Below are 16,712 nucleotides of genomic sequence, written 5' to 3'. Positions count from 1 at the left end.
CGCGTGTAATTTTGGTGGGGTTGTGGGGACGATGTGCCACAAAGGCGTCGAACCCACAAAAACACGCCGCGTGCGTGGGGGGTCAGCGCTGGCTTTTGCCGGCGCGGAAAAATGGAGGCACGCCGATGGAAGCGCAGGTTGAAGGGGTAGACCTGCTCGGGGACGCGCCCGAGTGGCAGGAAAGGGCGCTGTGTTCGCAGACCGATCCCGAAGCTTTCTTCCCTGAAAAGGGTGGTTCGACGCGCGAGGCGAAGCGCATCTGCGGCCGCTGCGATGTGAAAGCCGAGTGTCTGGAATACGCGCTCGGGCACGACGAACGTTTCGGGATCTGGGGTGGACTGTCCGAACGTGAACGTCGCAAGCTGAAGCGGCGGGTGGCCTGAGGGGTCAGGCCAGCTCGTCCGGATCCACCCCGAGCAGGTTGGCAACCTGCTCGATGATCACGTCGTGGACGAGGTCGGCGAGGTCCTCCCGATCCATCGCCCGGAACTCCAGCGGGCGCCGGTAGAGCACGATCCGCGGCGGCAGCTCGTGCCGTCCCGGTCGTCCCGGCAGCAGCCGGGCCAGGGGCACCTCGCCGTCCTCGAGCACGTCCGAGTCGTAGACGTTCAGCTCCGGTGGCACGTCCTCCACCGCGAACTCCACGCCGGCCAGCTCCTTGGCATAGCGGCGCTCCAGGCTCTCGACGGTGTCCAGCACCAGGTCGTCGAAGATCTCCGCCTTGGTGCGGGCCAGCGGCACGGTCGCGGGCACCAGGCGGCCGCGCAGCCCACGGCCGTGCCGGTCGCGGCGCGCGGGATGACCGGGGCCGGGTTTACGCGTCGCCTTGGCGTCCGTCCGGCGGCGTTCGGGGCTGGTGGTCACGCCGCCAGCGTATCCCCACCCGGGCGACAGACGTGGTCAGCCCGTTCTCATCGTGTGTCCGTGCCGTTAATTCGCCCCAACGTGGTGGCGTGTCTAACGACCATCGCCGAATCGTGACGCGGTATGCGTCGGCGTGTCGCGGGGCCAACACGACCCAGAATCGCGAACGGGGAGATAAGTTGCCGCCGTGAGGTCACCACGGCGCTGCTCCCGGAACGGCTGTCCCCGACAGGCGGTCGCCACCCTGACCTACGTCTATGGCGATTCGACGGCGGTGGTCGGCCCGCTCGCCGCGTTCGCCGAACCGCACACGTACGACCTGTGCGAGACGCATGCCCGCAGCCTGACCGCCCCCCGGGGCTGGGAGCTCGTGCGTCACGACGGCGACTTCGCGCCGCCACCCCCCACCCCCGACGACCTGGTGGCTCTCGCCGAGGCCGTCCGTGAGGCCGCCCGTCCCGCCCCACCCCGGCCGGACGAGACGGATCACCACCAGGGCCACCAGACCGGCCGCCGGGGCCATCTGAGGGTGATTCCGCCGCCGCACTGACCTCCCGGCCGGCGATCCCCGATCGGGTGGCCATTCGTGGCTCGCATCGAGCCACGAATCACCACACGCGTGTTCAGGTCAGGGCGACCAGGTCGAACCGGTGCCGGAGCCAGGGCAGCAGGGTGCGGTACGCCGCGATGGTGTCCGGCTGGTTGTAGTCGTGGGAGAGGATGATCGCGCCGGGCCTGGTGTGCTTCTTCACGATCCGGACGATGCGCTTGCGATGATCGGCCGACGACTCGCCGGTCTTGTGCTCCCAGTCACGCGGGTCGACCTTCCAGTAGATCGAGTGCATGCCCAGCTCGGCGGAGACCTTCACCAGTGACGGGGTGAAGTTGCCGCCCGGCGCCCGCATGTAGCGGATCTTCGCGTCCGGGACGACGGCGCGGATCGCGGCGTTGGTGCGGGCCAGGTCGGCGCGGATCGCACTCTTCGGCCGTTTACCGAGCTTGAGGTCGTGGTTCCAGGAGTGGTTGCAGAAGCTGTGCCCATCCTTGGCGATCGCCTCGACCAGGTCCGGATGCCGCCGCGCCTGGGTGCCGACCAGGCAGAACGTCGCCTTCACCTGCTCCTTGGCGAGCATCTTGAGCAGCTTCGGCGTGTTGGTGGGGTCGGGCCCGTCGTCGAAGGTGAGGGCGACCCCCTTGTTGCCGGTGAGCAGCACGCTGCCGGCCGGCCCGGTCCGGCCCTTCGGCTTGACCAGCTTGATCGGCTTGTCCACCCGGGTGCTCTCGGTCCGGCCCTCGCGTCCGGACGGGGATGGTGCGGGAGCGCTGGGCATCAGCGAGTGCGGCGCGGTCACCCCGGCTCCCGGTGCCGGCTGGGCGGTGATCGTGGCGGCGGTCGCCTGGCCGACGAGACTCGTCATGAGCAGCAGCAGAGCGCTGACCGCGACGGCTCTCCGGGTGTGCGACAGCCCAGACACAAGACCTCCCCAGGTCGGTGACGAACCGCCGACGATAGTGCCGGCGGACCAGTCCCAGTCTGGCCGTCACGGATCGTGATCGGCCGATAGGGTGGGCTCATGAGGGTAAATGTCCGAAAGGTCTAACCGGGTGGGGGCCGCGCGGCCCCCACCCGGTCTACCCGAGTTCGGCCAGCTCAGATGAGGTGAGCAGGCGTGAACGGATGAGGAATCGAACGCCCTCGGGCGCCTCCAGCGAGAAGCCGGAGCCGCGGCCGGGGACCACGTCCACCGTCAGGTGCGTGTGCTTCCAGAGTTCGAACTGCGCGGCCGACATCCAGAACGTGATGGGCTCCGGCACCCCCTCGATCGCCAGAGACTGCAAGAGCACGTCCGACTGCCCGGTACGGAACTCACCCTCCAGGTAGCACATCGGCGAACTGCCGTCACAGCAGCCGCCGGACTGGTGGAACATCAACGGCCCGTGCCGCTCCCGCAGCTGCCGCATCAGATCGGCGGCCGCGGGAGTCACATCGACCCTGGTCACCGCCATGGCCGACCGCACCGCAGCGAAGCGAGGGCCGGGAGGGCATGGCAATCGAGATCAGTCATGGCCTAGAAGAAGCCCATCGCCTTCGGGGAGTAGCTGACCAGCAAATTCTTGGTCTGCTGGTAGTGGTCGAGCATCATCCGGTGGTTCTCCCGGCCGATGCCGGACTGCTTGTAACCACCGAACGCGGCGTGTGCCGGGTAGAGGTGGTAGCAGTTGGTCCACACCCGGCCGGCCTTGATCGCCCGCCCGGCGCGGTACGCCTGGTTGCCGTCCCGCGTCCAGACGCCGGCGCCCAGCCCGTACAACGTGTGGTTGGCGATTTTGATCGCGTCGTCGAAGTCACCGAACGGGGTGACCGCGACCACCGGCCCGAAGATCTCCTCCTGGAAGATCCGCATGCCGTTGCGGCCCTCGAAGATCGTCGGCTGCACGTAGTAGCCGCCGGCCAGATCACCGGGCATCTCCGCCTTGGCGCCGCCGGCCAGGGCCCGCGCGCCCTCCTGCCGGCCGATGTCGAGGTACGACAGGATCTTCTCCAGCTGGTCGTTGGAGGCCTGCGCGCCGACCTGGGTGTCGGTGTCCAGCGGGTTGCCCTGCTTCAGGTTCTCCACCCGCTTCACCCCGGCGGCCAGGAAGTCCGAGTAGTGGCTCTGCTGGATCAGCGCCCGGGACGGGCAGGTGCACACCTCGCCCTGGTTGAGGGCGAACATCGCGAAGCCCTCCAGGGCCTTGTCGAAGAAGTCGTCGTCGGCCCGGGACACGTCCTCGAAGAAGATGTTCGGGCTCTTGCCGCCGAGTTCCAGGGTGACCGGGATCAGGTTCTCCGAGGCGTACTGCATGATCAGCCGGCCGGTGGTGGTCTCGCCGGTGAACGCCACCTTGGCCACCCGGTTCGAGCTGGCCAGCGGCTTGCCCGCCTCCACCCCGAAGCCGTTGACGATGTTCAGCACCCCGGCCGGGATCAGGTCGCCGATCAGCGACATCAGGTAGTGGATCGACGCCGGCGTCTGCTCGGCCGGCTTGAGCACCACCGCGTTGCCGGCGGCCAGCGCCGGGGCGAGTTTCCAGACCGCCATCAGGATCGGGAAGTTCCACGGGATGATCTGCGCGACCACGCCGAGCGGCTCGTGGAAGTGGTAGGCGACGGTGTCCTCGTCCAGCTCACCGGCGCTGCCCTCCTGGGCCCGGATGGCGCCGGCGAAGTACCGGAAGTGGTCGATGGCGAGCGGGATGTCGGCCGCGAGTGTCTCCCGGACCGGTTTGCCGTTCTCCCACGCCTCGGCGACGGCCAGCTTCTCCAGGTTCTGTTCCATCCGGTCGGCGATCCGGTTGAGGATGTTCGCGCGTTCGGCGGGCGAGGTGCGGCCCCAGCCGGGGGCGGCGGCGTGCGCGGCGTCCAGGGCCTTCTCCACGTCCTCGGCGGTGCCCCGGGCGACCTCGGTGAAGACCTGACCGGTCACCGGGGACGGGTTGGTGAAATATCGGCCCTTGACCGGCGGGACGTACTCGCCGCCGATGTAGTGGTCGTAGCGGGACTGGTAGCTGACGATCGCGCCGTCGGAACCGGGCGGGGTGTAAATGGTCACAGGTCTCGCCTCCCTTTTCGGCGGGACCTTAGTTACGTGCACGTTGCAGCAACGTTGCACGCGTATTCGTGGGTCAGGGTGGCCACCCGGCGGGCGGCGACCGAGTCGGCCGGGGCCAGCGTCGCGTACGCCTCCCACAGGTCCAGGTCGTCGCCACCCCACGGGCTGTTCAGCCAGGTCTGCAACAGCCGCCGGTCACCGGAGATCAGGAGCGCGGTGCGCAGCCGGTGATCCAGCGAGCGGCGCAGCCGGACGATGCCCGGCGCGTCCGAGGCGGGCAGCAGCGGGCCGGCGTAGGCGGCCAGCGCCTCGGTGACCCGCCCGCCGTCCAGCAGCCGCAGCACCGTGCCGAAATCGGTCTCCAGCGCGGTGCGCAGCCGATAGGGCCGCGAGTCGAGCAGCTCCGGGCCGAGGAAGCGGCGCAGGCGGGACAGTTCGGCCCGGATCGTCACCGGGTTGACGTCGTCGCCGTACAGCTCGACACCCAGCTGATCGCCGGTGCGCCCCTCCGGATGCACGGTGAGCAGGGCCAGCAGCTCGGAGTGCCGGCGGCCGAGCCGCACCTGCCGGCCGTCCACCGCGAGGCGTGCCTCGTCCCGGCCGAGCGCCGCGACATGCGGTCCGCGGGCGACCGGTTCGACCGTGCGCAGGTACGCCTCCGCCGCCAGCGCGGTGGCCCGCACCAGGGCCAGGCTGTGCGGGTTGGCCAGGTGATCGCCGCCGGTCACGTCGATCGCCCCGAGCAGGCGGCCGGTGCCCGGGTCGTGCACCGGCGCCGCCGCGCAGGTCCACCGCTGCACCGGGTGGCTGAAATGCTCGGTCGCGAAGATCTGCAGCGCGTGGTCGACGGCGAGCGCGGTGCCCGGCGCGTTCGTCCCGGCGTGCGCCTCGTCCCAGCGGGCGCCGGGCACGAAGTTCATCGAGGCGGCCCCACGCAGGGTGGCCGGGTGGCCCTCCACCCAGAGCAGCCGGCCGTGCTCGTCGCAGACCGCCATCATGTGGTCGCCGTCCTCGGCCAGCCCGCCGAGCAGATCCCGGAAGATCGGCATGACCCGGGCCAGCGGGTGCGCCGACCGGTACGCCTCCAGGTCGTCGTCGGCCAGGTCGATCGGGGCGGTGTGGTCGGCGCCGATGAACGCGGCGGACCGCGCCCACGAGTCGGCGACCACCGTGCGCATCCGGTCCGGGTGCGGCTCGCCGGCCAGGAACCGCTCATGGGCGCGGCCGATCTGCCGGATCCGTTCGGCGGGATCGTCTCCGGGAGTCAGGGCAAGCCACGGGTTCACCGGCAGCACCTCCTGGCCCCATCGTGACCCGCGTCACGCCAGGTGACAACAGTCCCTACTCTTCGATCCGTGCAGCCCTGGCCCCGTACCGAAGAAGAAGCCCTCGCCGAGCAGGACCGCCTGCGGTCCCGGGTGATCGACGAACCCGGGCCCGAAGCCCCCGCCACCGTCGCCGGGCTGGACGTCGCCTACTCCCCGGACGATCAGCGGCTGGCCGCCGCGGTGGTGGTGCTCAACACCGCCGACCTCACGATCGCCGACACCGCCGTGGTCAAGGGCCGGCCCGCTTTCCCGTACGTGCCGGGCCTGTTCGCCTTCCGCGAGGTGCCCGCGCTGATGGACGCGCTGGACCGGCTGACCGTCCGGCCCGAGGTGCTGATCTGCGACGGGCACGGGCTGGCCCACCCGCGCCGCTTCGGCCTCGCCGCCCATCTGGGCGTGCTCACCGACCTGCCGTCGTTCGGCGTCGGGAAGACCCGGCTGGTGGGAGACTGGGATCCGGTCGGCGAGCCGCGCGGCGCACGGTCGGCGCTGATCGACGCGGGGGAGACGGTCGGCGCGGTGGTGCGTACCCAATCGGGGGTCAAACCGGTCTTCGTCTCGGTGGGGCACCGGATCGGCCTGGAGCGGGCCTGCGCGCTCACGTTGCGGCTGGCTCCGCGCTACCGGCTGCCCGAGACGACGCGGGCCGCGGACCGTGCCTGTCGCGATCTTCTGAGTTAACCGCCCGGCCGCGCGGTTAAAACCGTGGGGCGCGAGGTGCTCCGATACCCTCGGGCCAAAGGGGACTTTTCCTGAGGGGTGAGCAGTGTCTGATCTGTCGCAGATCATCAAGGCGTACGACGTGCGGGGGACCGTCCCGGACCAGTTCAACGAGACGGTGGCCCGGGCGATCGGCACGGCGTTCGTCGAGATGTTGCGGGAGTCCGGCGACGAGCCGGACCAGATCGTGATCGGCCACGACATGCGCGAGTCCGGGCCCGGCCTGGTCGCCGCGTTCGCCCGCGGGGTCAACGCGGCCGGCTGCGCGGTGATCAACATCGGTCTCGCCTCGACCGACCAGCTCTACTACGCCTCCGGCTCGCTGAACCTGCCCGGCGCGATGTTCACCGCCAGCCACAACCCCGCGCAGTACAACGGGATCAAGCTCTGCCGTGGCGGCGCCCGCCCGGTCGGCCAGGACAGCGGCCTGGTCATCGTCCGGCAGCGCGCCCAGCAGCTGCTCGCCGACCTGAACGCGGAGGCCGACGGCCCGTCCCGGGTGGAGACCCGGGACCTGCTCGCCGACTACGCGGCCCACCTGCGCTCGCTCGTCGACCTCTCCGGCATCCGCCCGCTCAAGGTCATCGTGGACGCCGGCAACGGCATGGGCGGCTACACCGTCCCGGCCGTGCTCGGTGACCAGGTGCTGCCGGCCCTGCCGCTGACCATCGTGCCGCTCTTCTTCGAGCTGGACGGATCGTTCCCCAACCACGAGGCCAACCCGCTCGACCCGAAGAACCTGGTCGATCTGCAGCAGGCGGTCCGGGAGCAGGGCGCCGACATCGGGCTCGCCTTCGACGGCGACGCCGACCGCTGCTTCGTGATCGACGAGAAGGGTGACCCGGTCTCGCCGTCCGCGATCACCGCGCTGGTCGCCGCCCGTGAGCTGGCCAAATTCCCGGGCAGCACGATCATCCACAACCTGATCACCTCGGCCGCGGTGCCGGAGATCATCACCGAGAACGGCGGGAAGCCGGTCCGCAGCCGGGTCGGCCACTCGTTCATCAAGGCCGAGATGGCCGCCACCAACGCGGTCTTCGGCGGCGAGCACTCGGCGCACTACTACTTCCGCGACTTCTGGTTCGCCGACACCGGCATGCTCGCCGCGATGCACGTGCTGGCCGCGTTCGGTGGCCAGGATCTGCCGCTGTCCGAGTTCGCCGCCGAGTACGAGCGGTACACCGCCTCCGGTGAGATCAATTCCACGGTGGCCGACGCGGGCGCGAAGATCGCCGAGGTGCGGGCCGCGTTCCCGGACGCCGCGGTGGACGATCTGGACGGCATGACCTTCCAGGTCGGCGACGGTGCCTGGTTCAATCTGCGGGCGTCCAACACGGAGCCGCTGCTGCGTCTCAACGTGGAGGCCCCGGACCCCGACCGCATGGCGAAACTGCGGGACGAGGTGCTCGCGATCGTTCGCGGATAGGATCGCCACGACCCAAGTTCTCGCGGCGATTAGGAGTACGTCGGTGGCGCTCGATCAGCAGTTGCTGGAGATTCTGGCCTGCCCGGACACGCATCACGCGCCCCTCGATTACGACGCCGGCGCGCAGACGCTGACGTGCACCGAGTGCGGCCGGATCTTCGAGGTCCGGGACGACATCCCGATCCTGCTCCTGGACGAGGCCCGGGAGCCGGCGACCGGGGGCGCCACGCCCGGGGAGCCCACGGCGATGGGTTCCGCGGACGCGGAGGAGGAGAAGAACTGATGGTCAGCCCACTGAGCGGATCCCCCGGGGTCAACGGCCACCGCGTCGCCGACGAGTCGTTGCTCAACGACGAGAAGTCGATGCTCGGCAACGACCCGGGCGGCATGCTGCGGGCCACCGCCTCGGCCGGCGCCCAGGTGCGCGAGTCGGCGGCGCTGTCCGCCGAGGTCGACCTGAGCATGCTGGCCGACGAGGGCCGCCCGCGCGCCGTGGTGGTGGCCGGCATCGGCACCGCCGGCCTGACCGGCAGCATCCTGTCCACGGTCGCCGGTCCGCGCTGCCCGGTGCCGATCATCGGCCACCGCAGCGCCGGCGTGCCCGGCTGGGTCGGCGCGGCCGACGTGGTGATCGCGGTCTCCGCGTCCGGCCGCAGCCCGGAGGCGCTGGCCGCGGCCGAGGCCGCGCACCGTCGCGGCGCCCGGCTGGTCGCCATCGGCAACCCCGGCTCCGAGCTGGAGGCGCTGGCCGAGCGGGCCCGCGCCCCGTTCATCGGGGTGCCCCGCCGGGCCCCGGCCCGGGCCACGCTCTGGGGCCTGACCATCCCGGTGCTCTTCGCCGGCCGGGCGCTGGGCATCGCGAAACTGGCCGAGGCGGACGTCGCCGAGACCGCCACCCGGCTCGACGCCGACGCCGAGCGCTGCCGGCCGGGCGCCGACTCGTTCGTCAACCCGGCGAAGGAGCTGGCCCTCGGGCTGGCCGGATCGGTGCCGATCGTCTGGGGGTCGTCCCCGCTGGCGACGGTGGCCGCCCGGCGCTTCGCCGACACCCTGGCCTCGAACGCGCGCTATCCGGTGATGGCCGGCGCCCTGGGCGAGGCCGGCCGGGGCCGGGTGGGCCTGCTGGACGGCGTCTTCGGCGGTCTGGCCGAGGGCACCCGGGACATCTTCGCCGACCCGGAGGAGGACGAGCAGAAGCCGACCCGGCTGCGGCTGGTGGTCTTCCGTGACGGTGGTCTCAATCCGGAGGACGACGCGGACGAGCCGGTGGCCGTGGAGGAGCGCCGGGCCGACGCGGTGCAGACGCTCGCCGAGCGGCGCGGGGTGCGTTGCGACGTGCTGACCGCGGAGGGCGGCTCGACGCTGGAGCGGCTGGCCTCGCTGGTCGCGGTGCCCGACTACGCGTCGCTCTACCTGGCGCTGGCGCACGGCCTGGACCCGATGGCGGTGCCGGCGATCAGCGAGATGAAGGAACTGTCCAACCCGCTGCCGGACGGCCTTCAGTAGGACCGGGGGAGAGGCGCCGGTGATCTCCGGCGCCTTTTTCCGCCCGGTTCGGCGGCGAAACCGGCTGGTGCATGATCGCCTGATAATTTGCCGGGTATGACCGTGTATCCGCTGACCGGAGTCATCCGGCCGTACGCCTGGGGGTCGCGGACCGCGATCGCCGAACTCCAAGGCCGCCCCACCCCCGCCGAGGGGCCGGAGGCGGAGCTGTGGCTCGGGGCGCATCCCGGCGACCCGTCCACCGTGCCCGGTCCGGACGGCCCGGTCGAGCTGACCCGGCTGATCGCCGACGACCCGGACGGTCAACTCGGCCCGGCCACCGCGAAGACCTTCGGGCCCCGCCTGCCGTACCTGATGAAGGTCCTGGCCGCCGGCGCCCCGCTGTCCCTGCAGGCCCACCCGGACGCCGAGTACGCCCGGGACGCCTACGCCCGGCAGGAGGCCGACCCGGCCCTGCCGAAGAACTACACCGACGCCCACCACAAGCCGGAGATGCTGGTGGCGCTCACCCCGTTCGAGGCGCTCTGCGGCTTCCGGGACCCGGCCACCGCCGCCACCGTGATCGCCGGATTCGGGCTGCCCCGTCTGGACCCGGTGGTGGACGTGCTGCGGGCCGGCGACATCGGCGCGGCGGTCCGCCTGCTGCTCACCTGGCCGGCCGAGGACCGGGACGCGCTGATCGCCGAGGTGGTGACCGCCGCGCTGCCCGGCGACGAGTCGCACCAGCTCGCGGTCCGGCTGGCCGCGCACTACCCGGGCGACCCCGGCGTGCTGGTGGCGCTGCTGCTCAACCTGGTCCGGCTGGCGCCCGGCGAGGCGATCTGGATGCCGGCCGGCAACCTGCACGCCTACCTGGACGGGCTCGGCGTGGAGCTGATGGCGGCCAGCGACAACGTGCTCCGCGGCGGCCTCACCCCGAAGCGGGTGGACGTGGACGAGCTGTTGCGGGTGCTGCGGTTCGAGGTGCTGGACGAGCCGCTGCTGCCGGCCGTCCCGGTGGCCCCCGGGGTGGACACGTGGCACGTCCCGGTGCCGGACTTCGCGCTGCACCGGATCGAGCTGGACGGCACCCGCCCGCCGATCGAGGTGCCGGCCGGCGGGCCGCGGATCGTGCTGTGCGCGGCCGGGACGGTCTTCGCCGGGCAGAGTGAGGACGGCACACCGGTCGAGCTGGCGCCCGGGACGGCGGCCTACGTGCCGGCCGGTGCCGGGGCGATCAAGGTGGCCGGCACCGGGCGGGTGTTCGTGGCGTCGGTGCCCGGGGCCGCGTCGTAGTCGCGGGGAATCCGCGCCATTTTCGAAAACGGCTTCCGCCGGGCCGGCCCGAATCGGGCCGGCCCGGCGGAGTCTTTTCTGCGAAGCCCTTCTGAGCTGCGGAAACAGTGGTGTCCACAGTGTGTATTCAGTGGACTTCGCCGATTTCTCGAACGGTGCACCCGGGTGCTTTCCGCCGGCTGCCGTCAATGGTGGGGCGCCCGATGCCGGTGGGTGCTGTCCGTCAGGTGGTGGGCGAGGGTCCTTCGAGCGGTGCGGATCGAAGGCAAAGATCCGAAATTTCTGGAAATTGCTTGACATAGTGGTTGCGGAGTGTGAATCTAAGAGCACGCAGCGTCATTGGTGATCGGGGGGTCCCACGGACGCGCGCGGTACCAAACCGGGGGGATGAACGGGGCGGCGGGCTCAGGCCTGTCGCCCCGTTCGCTATCCCCGGGCGTACACCATCGCGGGTTCCCTTGTTTTGATGGATTCCACCGGTCGAGGCCTTGCAAGTGCATCGGCACCTGTGCAACTTGCAATGAGGGCCCGCCGCGTCGATAGGGTGGGCCTCGTGGCGAGGCCGACGTCGACAGCACGCCGGGAGCTCGGGGGCGAACTGCGCCGGCTCCGCGGTGAGCGCCGCGCGGTCGACGTGGCGACGGCTCTCGGCTGGTCGGAGTCGAAACTCAGCCGGATCGAGACGGCGCACACCGGGATCACCGAGCCCGACCTGGACCGGCTGCTCACCCTCTACGGCGTCGCGGTCGAGGACCGCGGGCGGCTGCGCGACCTGGCCCGGCGAGGCAGGGCCCGGGCCTGGTGGACGCCGTACCGGTCGTCGGTGCCGGATCCGTACGACGAATACCTCGCGCTGGAGGCCGAGGCGGTGCGGATCTCGGAGTGGGAGACCCAGATCGTCCCCGGGCTGCTGCAGACCGACGAGTACGCCCGCGCGGTGATCGAGACCGGCGCCGACATCGACGACTCGGCGATCATCCAGCGCCGGCTCGCCCTGCGGATGGCCCGGCAGTCGACGCTGACCCGGGTGCCCCCGCCGATCCTGCGGATCGTCCTCGACGAGGGGGTGCTGCTGCGCCAGATCGGCGGCCCGGACGTGCAGCGCCGGCAGCTCGGCCGGCTGTTCGAGGCGAGCAGCCGGCCCGGTGTGGAGCTGACCGTCCTGCCGTTCGAGGCGGGCGCGCACGCCGGGCTGAGCGAGTCGTTCATGGTGCTGGAGTTCGCGGCCGGCACCCGCAATCCGGTGGTGCACATCGAAGGGCTGACCGGCGGCCTCTTCAGGGTGAAGCCGGAGGAGATCGACGTTTATCAAGACGCCTTCGATGACCTGCAGGAACGCTCTTTGTCGCCAGAAGACAGCCGAACGGTCATCGCTGAGACGAGGGAACGTCTGCCTCGGTGATCCGCTCCCCGTGGTTTCAATGGAAGTGCATTCCACGTGAAGGAGACGATCATGCAGGACACCATGCTGACCTGGCGCAAGAGCAGTCGCAGTGGCGCTGCCGGGCACTGTGTCGAAGTCGCCGAGGTGCCGGCAGCGGTGCTGGTGCGTGACTCGAAGGACGTCACCGGCCCGGTGCTGACCTTCGGCAACGGAGACTGGGCCGGTTTCATCGCCGGCGTCCGTTCCGGGGAGTTCGACCGGCCCGGCGCGTGATCCTGCGCTACGCGCCACGGGCGGTCCCGGACCGGGGCCGCCCGTTCTCCCGTCCCTCGGCGGGGGCTGTTTCCGCTGTTCGGGGGTAGGCTCCCCGACAAGATCGGCCCCCAGGTAACCCGAGGACGGGTATGACAGTGCAATATTGGACCGCATGAGAGCCCGGGTACTGGTCGTCGACGACGATCCCGCTTTGGCCGAGATGCTCGGCATCGTCCTGCGCAGTGAGGGTTTCCTGCCTTCGTTCGTGGCGGACGGTGAACGCGCCCTGGCCGCCTTCCGGGAGAACCGGCCGGACATCGTCCTGCTCGACCTGATGCTGCCGGGGATGAGCGGCATCGACGTGGCGCGGGCGATCCGGGCCGAGTCGGGGATCCCGATCGTCATGCTGACCGCCAAGAGCGACACCGTCGACGTGGTGCTGGGCCTGGAGTCCGGCGCCGACGACTACGTGGTCAAGCCGTTCAAGCCGAAGGAACTGGTGGCCCGGATGCGGGCCCGGCTGCGGCGGGGCGAGGACGCCGCGCCGGAGATGCTGACCATCGGCCCGCCCGGCAACCAGATCACCATCGACGTGCCGGCGCACACCGTCTCCCGCGACGGTGAGGAGGTCAAGCTCACCCCGCTGGAGTTCGACCTGCTCGTCGCGCTGGCCCGCAAGCCGCGTCAGGTGTTCACCCGCGAGGTGCTGCTGGAGCAGGTCTGGGGGTACCGGCACGCCGCCGACACCCGTCTGGTCAACGTGCACGTCCAGCGGCTGCGCGCCAAGATCGAACCGGACCCGGAGCGACCGGAGATCATCCTGACGGTCCGTGGTGTCGGCTACAAGGCGGGCACCGGCTAGGCCGCCGGAGCGGCTAACCTTGCCGCGAGATGCGTGCTCCCTCCTGGCTCCCCATGCCCGTGCGCCGTGCCCTCCGACCGGTGCGGCGCTACTGGCGTGTCCTCGCCCGGCACCTGACGCGATACTCGGCGCCGGTCCGCCGGGCCTGGCGCCGCTCGCTGCAACTGCGGGTGGTGACCCTCACCCTGCTCGCCTCCAGCCTGCTGGTCGGCACGTTCGGCGGCTTCATCGCCGACCGCAGCGCGGAGATCCTGCTGAGCCGGGCCGAGGAGGACGCCTCGGCCGCCATGGCCAAGAAGGTGGAGTACGCCCTCAAGCAGCTCACCCTCTACCCGCAGGCCCGTGACCCGGAGTTGCCCAGCGCGCTCGTCGACGTGGTCAACGACCTGTTCGACGGGGAGAACGCGGTCCGCGGCACCGCCATCATCTCGATCCGGGCCGAGCACCACCCGGACCTCGCGGCGGTCACCGTCCCGAAGAACGACACCAGTGACCTGATCACCCCGGAGATGATCAGCGCGGTCTCCGGCGACCGGGGTGGCCTGAACCGGCAGATCCGCACCGCCGAGATCAACGGCCAGACCGCGAAGTATCTGGTGTACGGCTCCCCGGTGCCGACCAAGTTCGGGCACGTCGAGCTGTACTACATGGTTCCGCTGACCAGTGAGGACCAGGACGCCAACCTGATCCGGGCCACCGTGCTGGCCACCGGCCTGGCCCTGGTGATCCTGCTCGGGGTGGTGGCCGGTCTGGTCACCCGGCTGGTGGTGACCCCGGTCCGGGTCGCCGCGCGGACCGCCCAGCGGCTCTCGGCCGGCCTGCTCGACCAGCGGATGAAGGTCGACGGCGAGGACGACCTGGCCCTGCTGGCCGCCGCGTTCAACCAGATGGCCGCCAACCTGCAGCGCCAGATCGTCCGGCTGGAGGAGATGTCGCGCCTGCAACGGCGGTTCACCTCGGACGTGTCGCACGAGCTGCGGACGCCGTTGACGACCGTACGGATGGCGGCGGATCTGATCTTCTCCGAGCGCGACGAGTTCGATCCGGCGGTGGCCCGCAGCGCCGAGTTGCTGCAGGCCGAGCTGGACCGGTTCGAGGAGCTGCTCACCGACCTGCTGGAGATCAGCCGGTTCGACGCCGGGTTCGCCGCCCTGGACGCCGAGCACAGCGACCTGGTGCCGATAGTGGAACGGGTCGCCGAGCGGCTCACCGGCCTCGCCGACCGGGTCGGGGTCACCCTGGAGCTGAACCTGCCGGACACCCCGGTGATCGCCGAGGTCGATCCGCGGCGGGTCGAGCGGGTGCTGCGTAACCTGGTCGGCAACGCGGTCGAGCACGGTGAGGCCCGGCCGGTGCAGATCACCATGGCGACCGACGGCGCGGCGGTGGCGATCACCGTCCGCGACCACGGCATCGGGCTGAAACCGGGCGAGGAGCGCCTGGTGTTCAACCGGTTCTGGCGGGCCGACCCGTCCCGGGCCCGGCAGACCGGCGGGACCGGCCTCGGCCTGTCCATCAGCGTCGAGGACGCCCGGCTGCACGGCGGCTGGCTGGAGGCCTGGGGTTCGCCCGGCGAGGGCGCCCAGTTCCGTCTGACACTGCCGGTGCGCGCCGGTGACCGGCTGGTCGCCGCGCCGCTGCCGCTGATCCCCCGGGACCGCACCGCGGAGGTGAGCTGAGGATGCTCCGTCGTTCGCTGGCCGGCGTCACCATGGTCGTGCTGCTGCTGGGTGGCTGCGGCATCCCGGACCAGTCGGGGGTGACCGAGCTGGGGCCCGGCCCGTCCACCGGCACCTCCTCCGGCGACGGCAGCTCCCGGGCCCGGGTCACCCGCGACTCGACGAGCGACCGTCAGCTGTTCGTCAACAACTACCTGCGGGCGGCGGCCGGCGACGCCGAGGGCGCGCTGGAGCGGGTCCGGGAGTACATGTCGGCGTCCGCGCGGACCGAGTTCAACGCCCCGGCCCAGCCCCGGGTGATCCGCCTGACCGACGATCCGCTGATCAACCAGGACCAGGTGACGATCTACTACGAGCTGATCGGCACGCTGGCCAAGAACGGCTCGCTGGACCCGGCCACCGAGACCACCGAGGGTCAGTACGAGATGACCATCGCCGAGGTCACCGGGGACGGGCTGTACGTGACCAGCGCCCCGCCGTTCCTGCTGCTCACCGACACCGCGCTGGACGACTTCTACGAAGAGCGGACCATCTACTTCTGGAACACCGAGCACACCGCCCTGGTGCCGGACGTGCGCTACCTGCTCAGTGACGTGCCGGACGAGCAGGAGCCGACGATCATCCTGGGCTGGCTGATCAACGGCCCGGCCACGTGGCTGGAGGACGCCGTCGAGGCCCTGCCGGACGGGACGAAACTGCAGGGCAACGTGCCCGCGATCCGCAACGACCAGCTGGAGATCGCGCTGAGCGCGCAGGCCGTGCCGACCAAGGACGCCGAGGCGGCGATGGAACGGCTGCGGATCCAGCTGCAGTGGTCGCTGCGCCGCCTGCTGCCGGAGTTCCTGGACCTGAAGATCGGCCACCAGGAGCCCCGCCGCTACTCCGGTGTCGACTACCTGGACAGCAACCCGGCGAACCGTCTGGTCAGCACCCCCGACCGGTACGTGATCTACGACCGCACCATCCGCCGGCTGGCCGAGCGGCGGGTGCCCGATTCGGACCGGGGGACGCTCGACACCGTCCCCGGGCTCTCCACCGACGACAACAAGGACGTCTCCCGGGCCGCGCTGAGCATGTCCGGGACGCTGATGTACGCCGCGCTGGTCACCGGCTCCGGCAAGTCCGAGCGGCTCCGGGTGGGCGGCGCGCCGGGCGGCGAGACGATCGCGCTGCGGGAGGTCACCGGGCTGCCCGCCGGGATCGGCTACCCGGTCTGGGCGATCACCCCGGACAACCGGGTCGACGGCGCGGTCGGGCTGGTCATCGCGGGCGGCAACCTGTGGCGGTTCCGCGCCCAGGGCGGCCCGGCCCAGCAGGTGGCCTGGCCGGGCGAGGGCGGGCAGATCAGCTCGGTCACGGTCGCGCCGGACGGGCACCGGGTGGCCCTCGTCGTCGGCGGCCGGCTCTACCGGGCGGTGCTCACCATCAGCGGTGACGGGCTGGCCCTGACCGGCACCCAGCAGCTCGACCCGCCGTTCAAGACGGTCACCGCCGTCGACTTCAGCGGCGAGGGCTGGCTCACCGTGGGCGGCGAGCGCTACGACAACGGCCGTGTCGCGATCATGAACGTGTCGATCGACGGGGCGTTGCAGCTGCCGGTGCTGTCGGACATCGGCAAGAGGTCGGTGGACTACGTGACGTCCTATCCGGCGAACCCGTCGTCCAGCCGGCCGAACGGCGGTTCGGTGCTCTACTCCACGGGCACCGACGCCTGGGAGGCGCTGTCCACCAACGTCGAGATCACCGCGGCCGACCTGGCCGGGCCGGCCGGGCAGCAGCGGGACGGTCTGGTGCCGTCCGCGCCGCTGTTCCTGAACTGA

The 16,712-nt window shown here is 71.1% G+C and carries 17 protein-coding genes; 12 read left to right on the top strand and 5 right to left on the bottom strand.

Annotation, left to right across the window (positions count from 1 at the left end; translation table 11 throughout):
- Nucleotides 1-125: 125 nt before the first annotated feature.
- Complete coding sequence (locus tag ACQ0O7_RS17950; RefSeq protein WP_015619224.1) at nt 126-383, top strand: WhiB family transcriptional regulator; 258 nt, start codon at nt 126-128, stop codon at nt 381-383.
- Nucleotides 384-387: 4 nt separating this feature from the next.
- Here the strand turns inward: ACQ0O7_RS17950 and ACQ0O7_RS17945 are convergent, their stop codons facing one another.
- On the bottom strand, nt 388-864 hold the full coding sequence (locus tag ACQ0O7_RS17945) for a metallopeptidase family protein (RefSeq protein ID WP_430783237.1): 477 nt from the start codon (nt 862-864) through the stop codon (nt 388-390).
- 187 nt (nt 865-1,051) lie between these two features.
- Between ACQ0O7_RS17945 and ACQ0O7_RS17940 the strand changes: the two genes are divergently transcribed.
- Nucleotides 1,052-1,414 carry a DUF3499 domain-containing protein gene (locus ACQ0O7_RS17940; protein ID WP_430783236.1) on the top strand — a complete coding sequence of 121 codons (363 nt, stop codon included), beginning with the start codon at nt 1,052-1,054 and terminating at the stop codon, nt 1,412-1,414.
- 73 nt (nt 1,415-1,487) lie between these two features.
- Here ACQ0O7_RS17940 and ACQ0O7_RS17935 read toward each other — a convergent pair whose 3' ends face one another.
- The 4 genes from ACQ0O7_RS17935 to ACQ0O7_RS17920 all read right to left on the bottom strand — a co-directional run bounded on the left by ACQ0O7_RS17935 (nt 1,488) and on the right by ACQ0O7_RS17920 (nt 5,743).
- Complete coding sequence (locus tag ACQ0O7_RS17935) at nt 1,488-2,339, bottom strand: polysaccharide deacetylase family protein (RefSeq protein ID WP_430783235.1); 852 nt, start codon at nt 2,337-2,339, stop codon at nt 1,488-1,490.
- A 157-nt stretch (nt 2,340-2,496) separates the two neighbouring features.
- Entirely contained in the window at nt 2,497-2,871 is a 375-nt protein-coding gene (locus tag ACQ0O7_RS17930; RefSeq protein ID WP_430783234.1) for a DUF779 domain-containing protein, read from the bottom strand.
- A 62-nt stretch (nt 2,872-2,933) separates the two neighbouring features.
- Nucleotides 2,934-4,457, bottom strand: coding sequence for an acetaldehyde dehydrogenase ExaC (gene exaC, locus ACQ0O7_RS17925; protein WP_430783233.1), 1,524 nt, complete (start codon nt 4,455-4,457; stop codon nt 2,934-2,936).
- Between the two features lie 32 nt (nt 4,458-4,489).
- Nucleotides 4,490-5,743: a GAF domain-containing protein gene (locus tag ACQ0O7_RS17920; protein ID WP_430783232.1), complete on the bottom strand. Its 1,254-nt coding sequence runs from the start codon at nt 5,741-5,743 to the stop codon at nt 4,490-4,492.
- A 69-nt stretch (nt 5,744-5,812) separates the two neighbouring features.
- On the opposite strand from ACQ0O7_RS17920, the gene nfi reads away from it, so the two are divergent.
- The 10 genes from nfi to ACQ0O7_RS17870 all read left to right on the top strand — a co-directional run bounded on the left by nfi (nt 5,813) and on the right by ACQ0O7_RS17870 (nt 16,712).
- Entirely contained in the window at nt 5,813-6,466 is a 654-nt protein-coding gene (gene nfi / locus ACQ0O7_RS17915; RefSeq protein WP_430783231.1) for a deoxyribonuclease V, read from the top strand.
- Nucleotides 6,467-6,551: 85 nt separating this feature from the next.
- On the top strand, nt 6,552-7,931 hold the full coding sequence (locus ACQ0O7_RS17910) for a phosphomannomutase/phosphoglucomutase (protein ID WP_430783230.1): 1,380 nt from the start codon (nt 6,552-6,554) through the stop codon (nt 7,929-7,931).
- A 43-nt stretch (nt 7,932-7,974) separates the two neighbouring features.
- A complete protein-coding gene (locus ACQ0O7_RS17905) occupies nt 7,975-8,214 on the top strand; it encodes a Trm112 family protein (protein ID WP_430783229.1) in 240 nt (79 codons plus the stop codon).
- Nucleotides 8,214-9,437 (top strand): SIS domain-containing protein, encoded by a 1,224-nt coding sequence (locus tag ACQ0O7_RS17900; RefSeq protein WP_430783228.1) that lies wholly within the window; start codon nt 8,214-8,216, stop codon nt 9,435-9,437. Before ACQ0O7_RS17905 ends, ACQ0O7_RS17900 begins: the two co-directional genes overlap by 1 nt.
- A gap of 96 nt (nt 9,438-9,533) precedes the next feature.
- Nucleotides 9,534-10,712 (top strand): mannose-6-phosphate isomerase, class I, encoded by a 1,179-nt coding sequence (gene manA, locus ACQ0O7_RS17895; RefSeq protein WP_430783227.1) that lies wholly within the window; start codon nt 9,534-9,536, stop codon nt 10,710-10,712.
- Between the two features lie 553 nt (nt 10,713-11,265).
- Nucleotides 11,266-12,114 carry a helix-turn-helix domain-containing protein gene (locus tag ACQ0O7_RS17890; RefSeq protein WP_430783226.1) on the top strand — a complete coding sequence of 283 codons (849 nt, stop codon included), beginning with the start codon at nt 11,266-11,268 and terminating at the stop codon, nt 12,112-12,114.
- Between the two features lie 51 nt (nt 12,115-12,165).
- On the top strand, nt 12,166-12,369 hold the full coding sequence (locus tag ACQ0O7_RS17885) for a DUF397 domain-containing protein (RefSeq protein WP_430783225.1): 204 nt from the start codon (nt 12,166-12,168) through the stop codon (nt 12,367-12,369).
- Nucleotides 12,370-12,523: 154 nt separating this feature from the next.
- Nucleotides 12,524-13,213, top strand: a complete 690-nt coding sequence (mtrA, locus tag ACQ0O7_RS17880; protein WP_014688036.1) for an MtrAB system response regulator MtrA — start codon at nt 12,524-12,526, stop codon at nt 13,211-13,213.
- A 29-nt stretch (nt 13,214-13,242) separates the two neighbouring features.
- Nucleotides 13,243-14,892 (top strand): MtrAB system histidine kinase MtrB, encoded by a 1,650-nt coding sequence (gene mtrB / locus ACQ0O7_RS17875; RefSeq protein ID WP_430783224.1) that lies wholly within the window; start codon nt 13,243-13,245, stop codon nt 14,890-14,892.
- A gap of 2 nt (nt 14,893-14,894) precedes the next feature.
- Entirely contained in the window at nt 14,895-16,712 is a 1,818-nt protein-coding gene (locus ACQ0O7_RS17870; protein WP_430783223.1) for an LpqB family beta-propeller domain-containing protein, read from the top strand.

The organism is Actinoplanes sp. G11-F43, assembly GCF_050589265.1.
Lineage (GTDB): Bacteria > Actinomycetota > Actinomycetes > Mycobacteriales > Micromonosporaceae > Actinoplanes.
This window is presented reverse-complemented; position numbering and strand designations above follow the sequence as displayed.

Bases quoted from the DNA above. Each gene is read 5' to 3' on its own strand.
- ACQ0O7_RS17950 (WP_015619224.1), top strand. From the start codon at position 126: ATGGAAGCGCAGGTTGAAGGGGTAGACCTGCTCGGGGACGCGCCCGAG.
- mtrA (WP_014688036.1), top strand. From the start codon at position 12,524: ATGAGAGCCCGGGTACTGGTCGTCGACGACGATCCCGCTTTGGCCGAG.
- ACQ0O7_RS17930 (WP_430783234.1), bottom strand. From the start codon at position 2,871: ATGGCGGTGACCAGGGTCGATGTGACTCCCGCGGCCGCCGATCTGATG.
- mtrB (WP_430783224.1), top strand. From the start codon at position 13,243: ATGCGTGCTCCCTCCTGGCTCCCCATGCCCGTGCGCCGTGCCCTCCGA.
- ACQ0O7_RS17870 (WP_430783223.1), top strand. From the start codon at position 14,895: ATGCTCCGTCGTTCGCTGGCCGGCGTCACCATGGTCGTGCTGCTGCTG.
- manA (WP_430783227.1), top strand. From the start codon at position 9,534: ATGACCGTGTATCCGCTGACCGGAGTCATCCGGCCGTACGCCTGGGGG.
- ACQ0O7_RS17885 (WP_430783225.1), top strand. From the start codon at position 12,166: ATGCAGGACACCATGCTGACCTGGCGCAAGAGCAGTCGCAGTGGCGCT.
- ACQ0O7_RS17900 (WP_430783228.1), top strand. From the start codon at position 8,214: ATGGTCAGCCCACTGAGCGGATCCCCCGGGGTCAACGGCCACCGCGTC.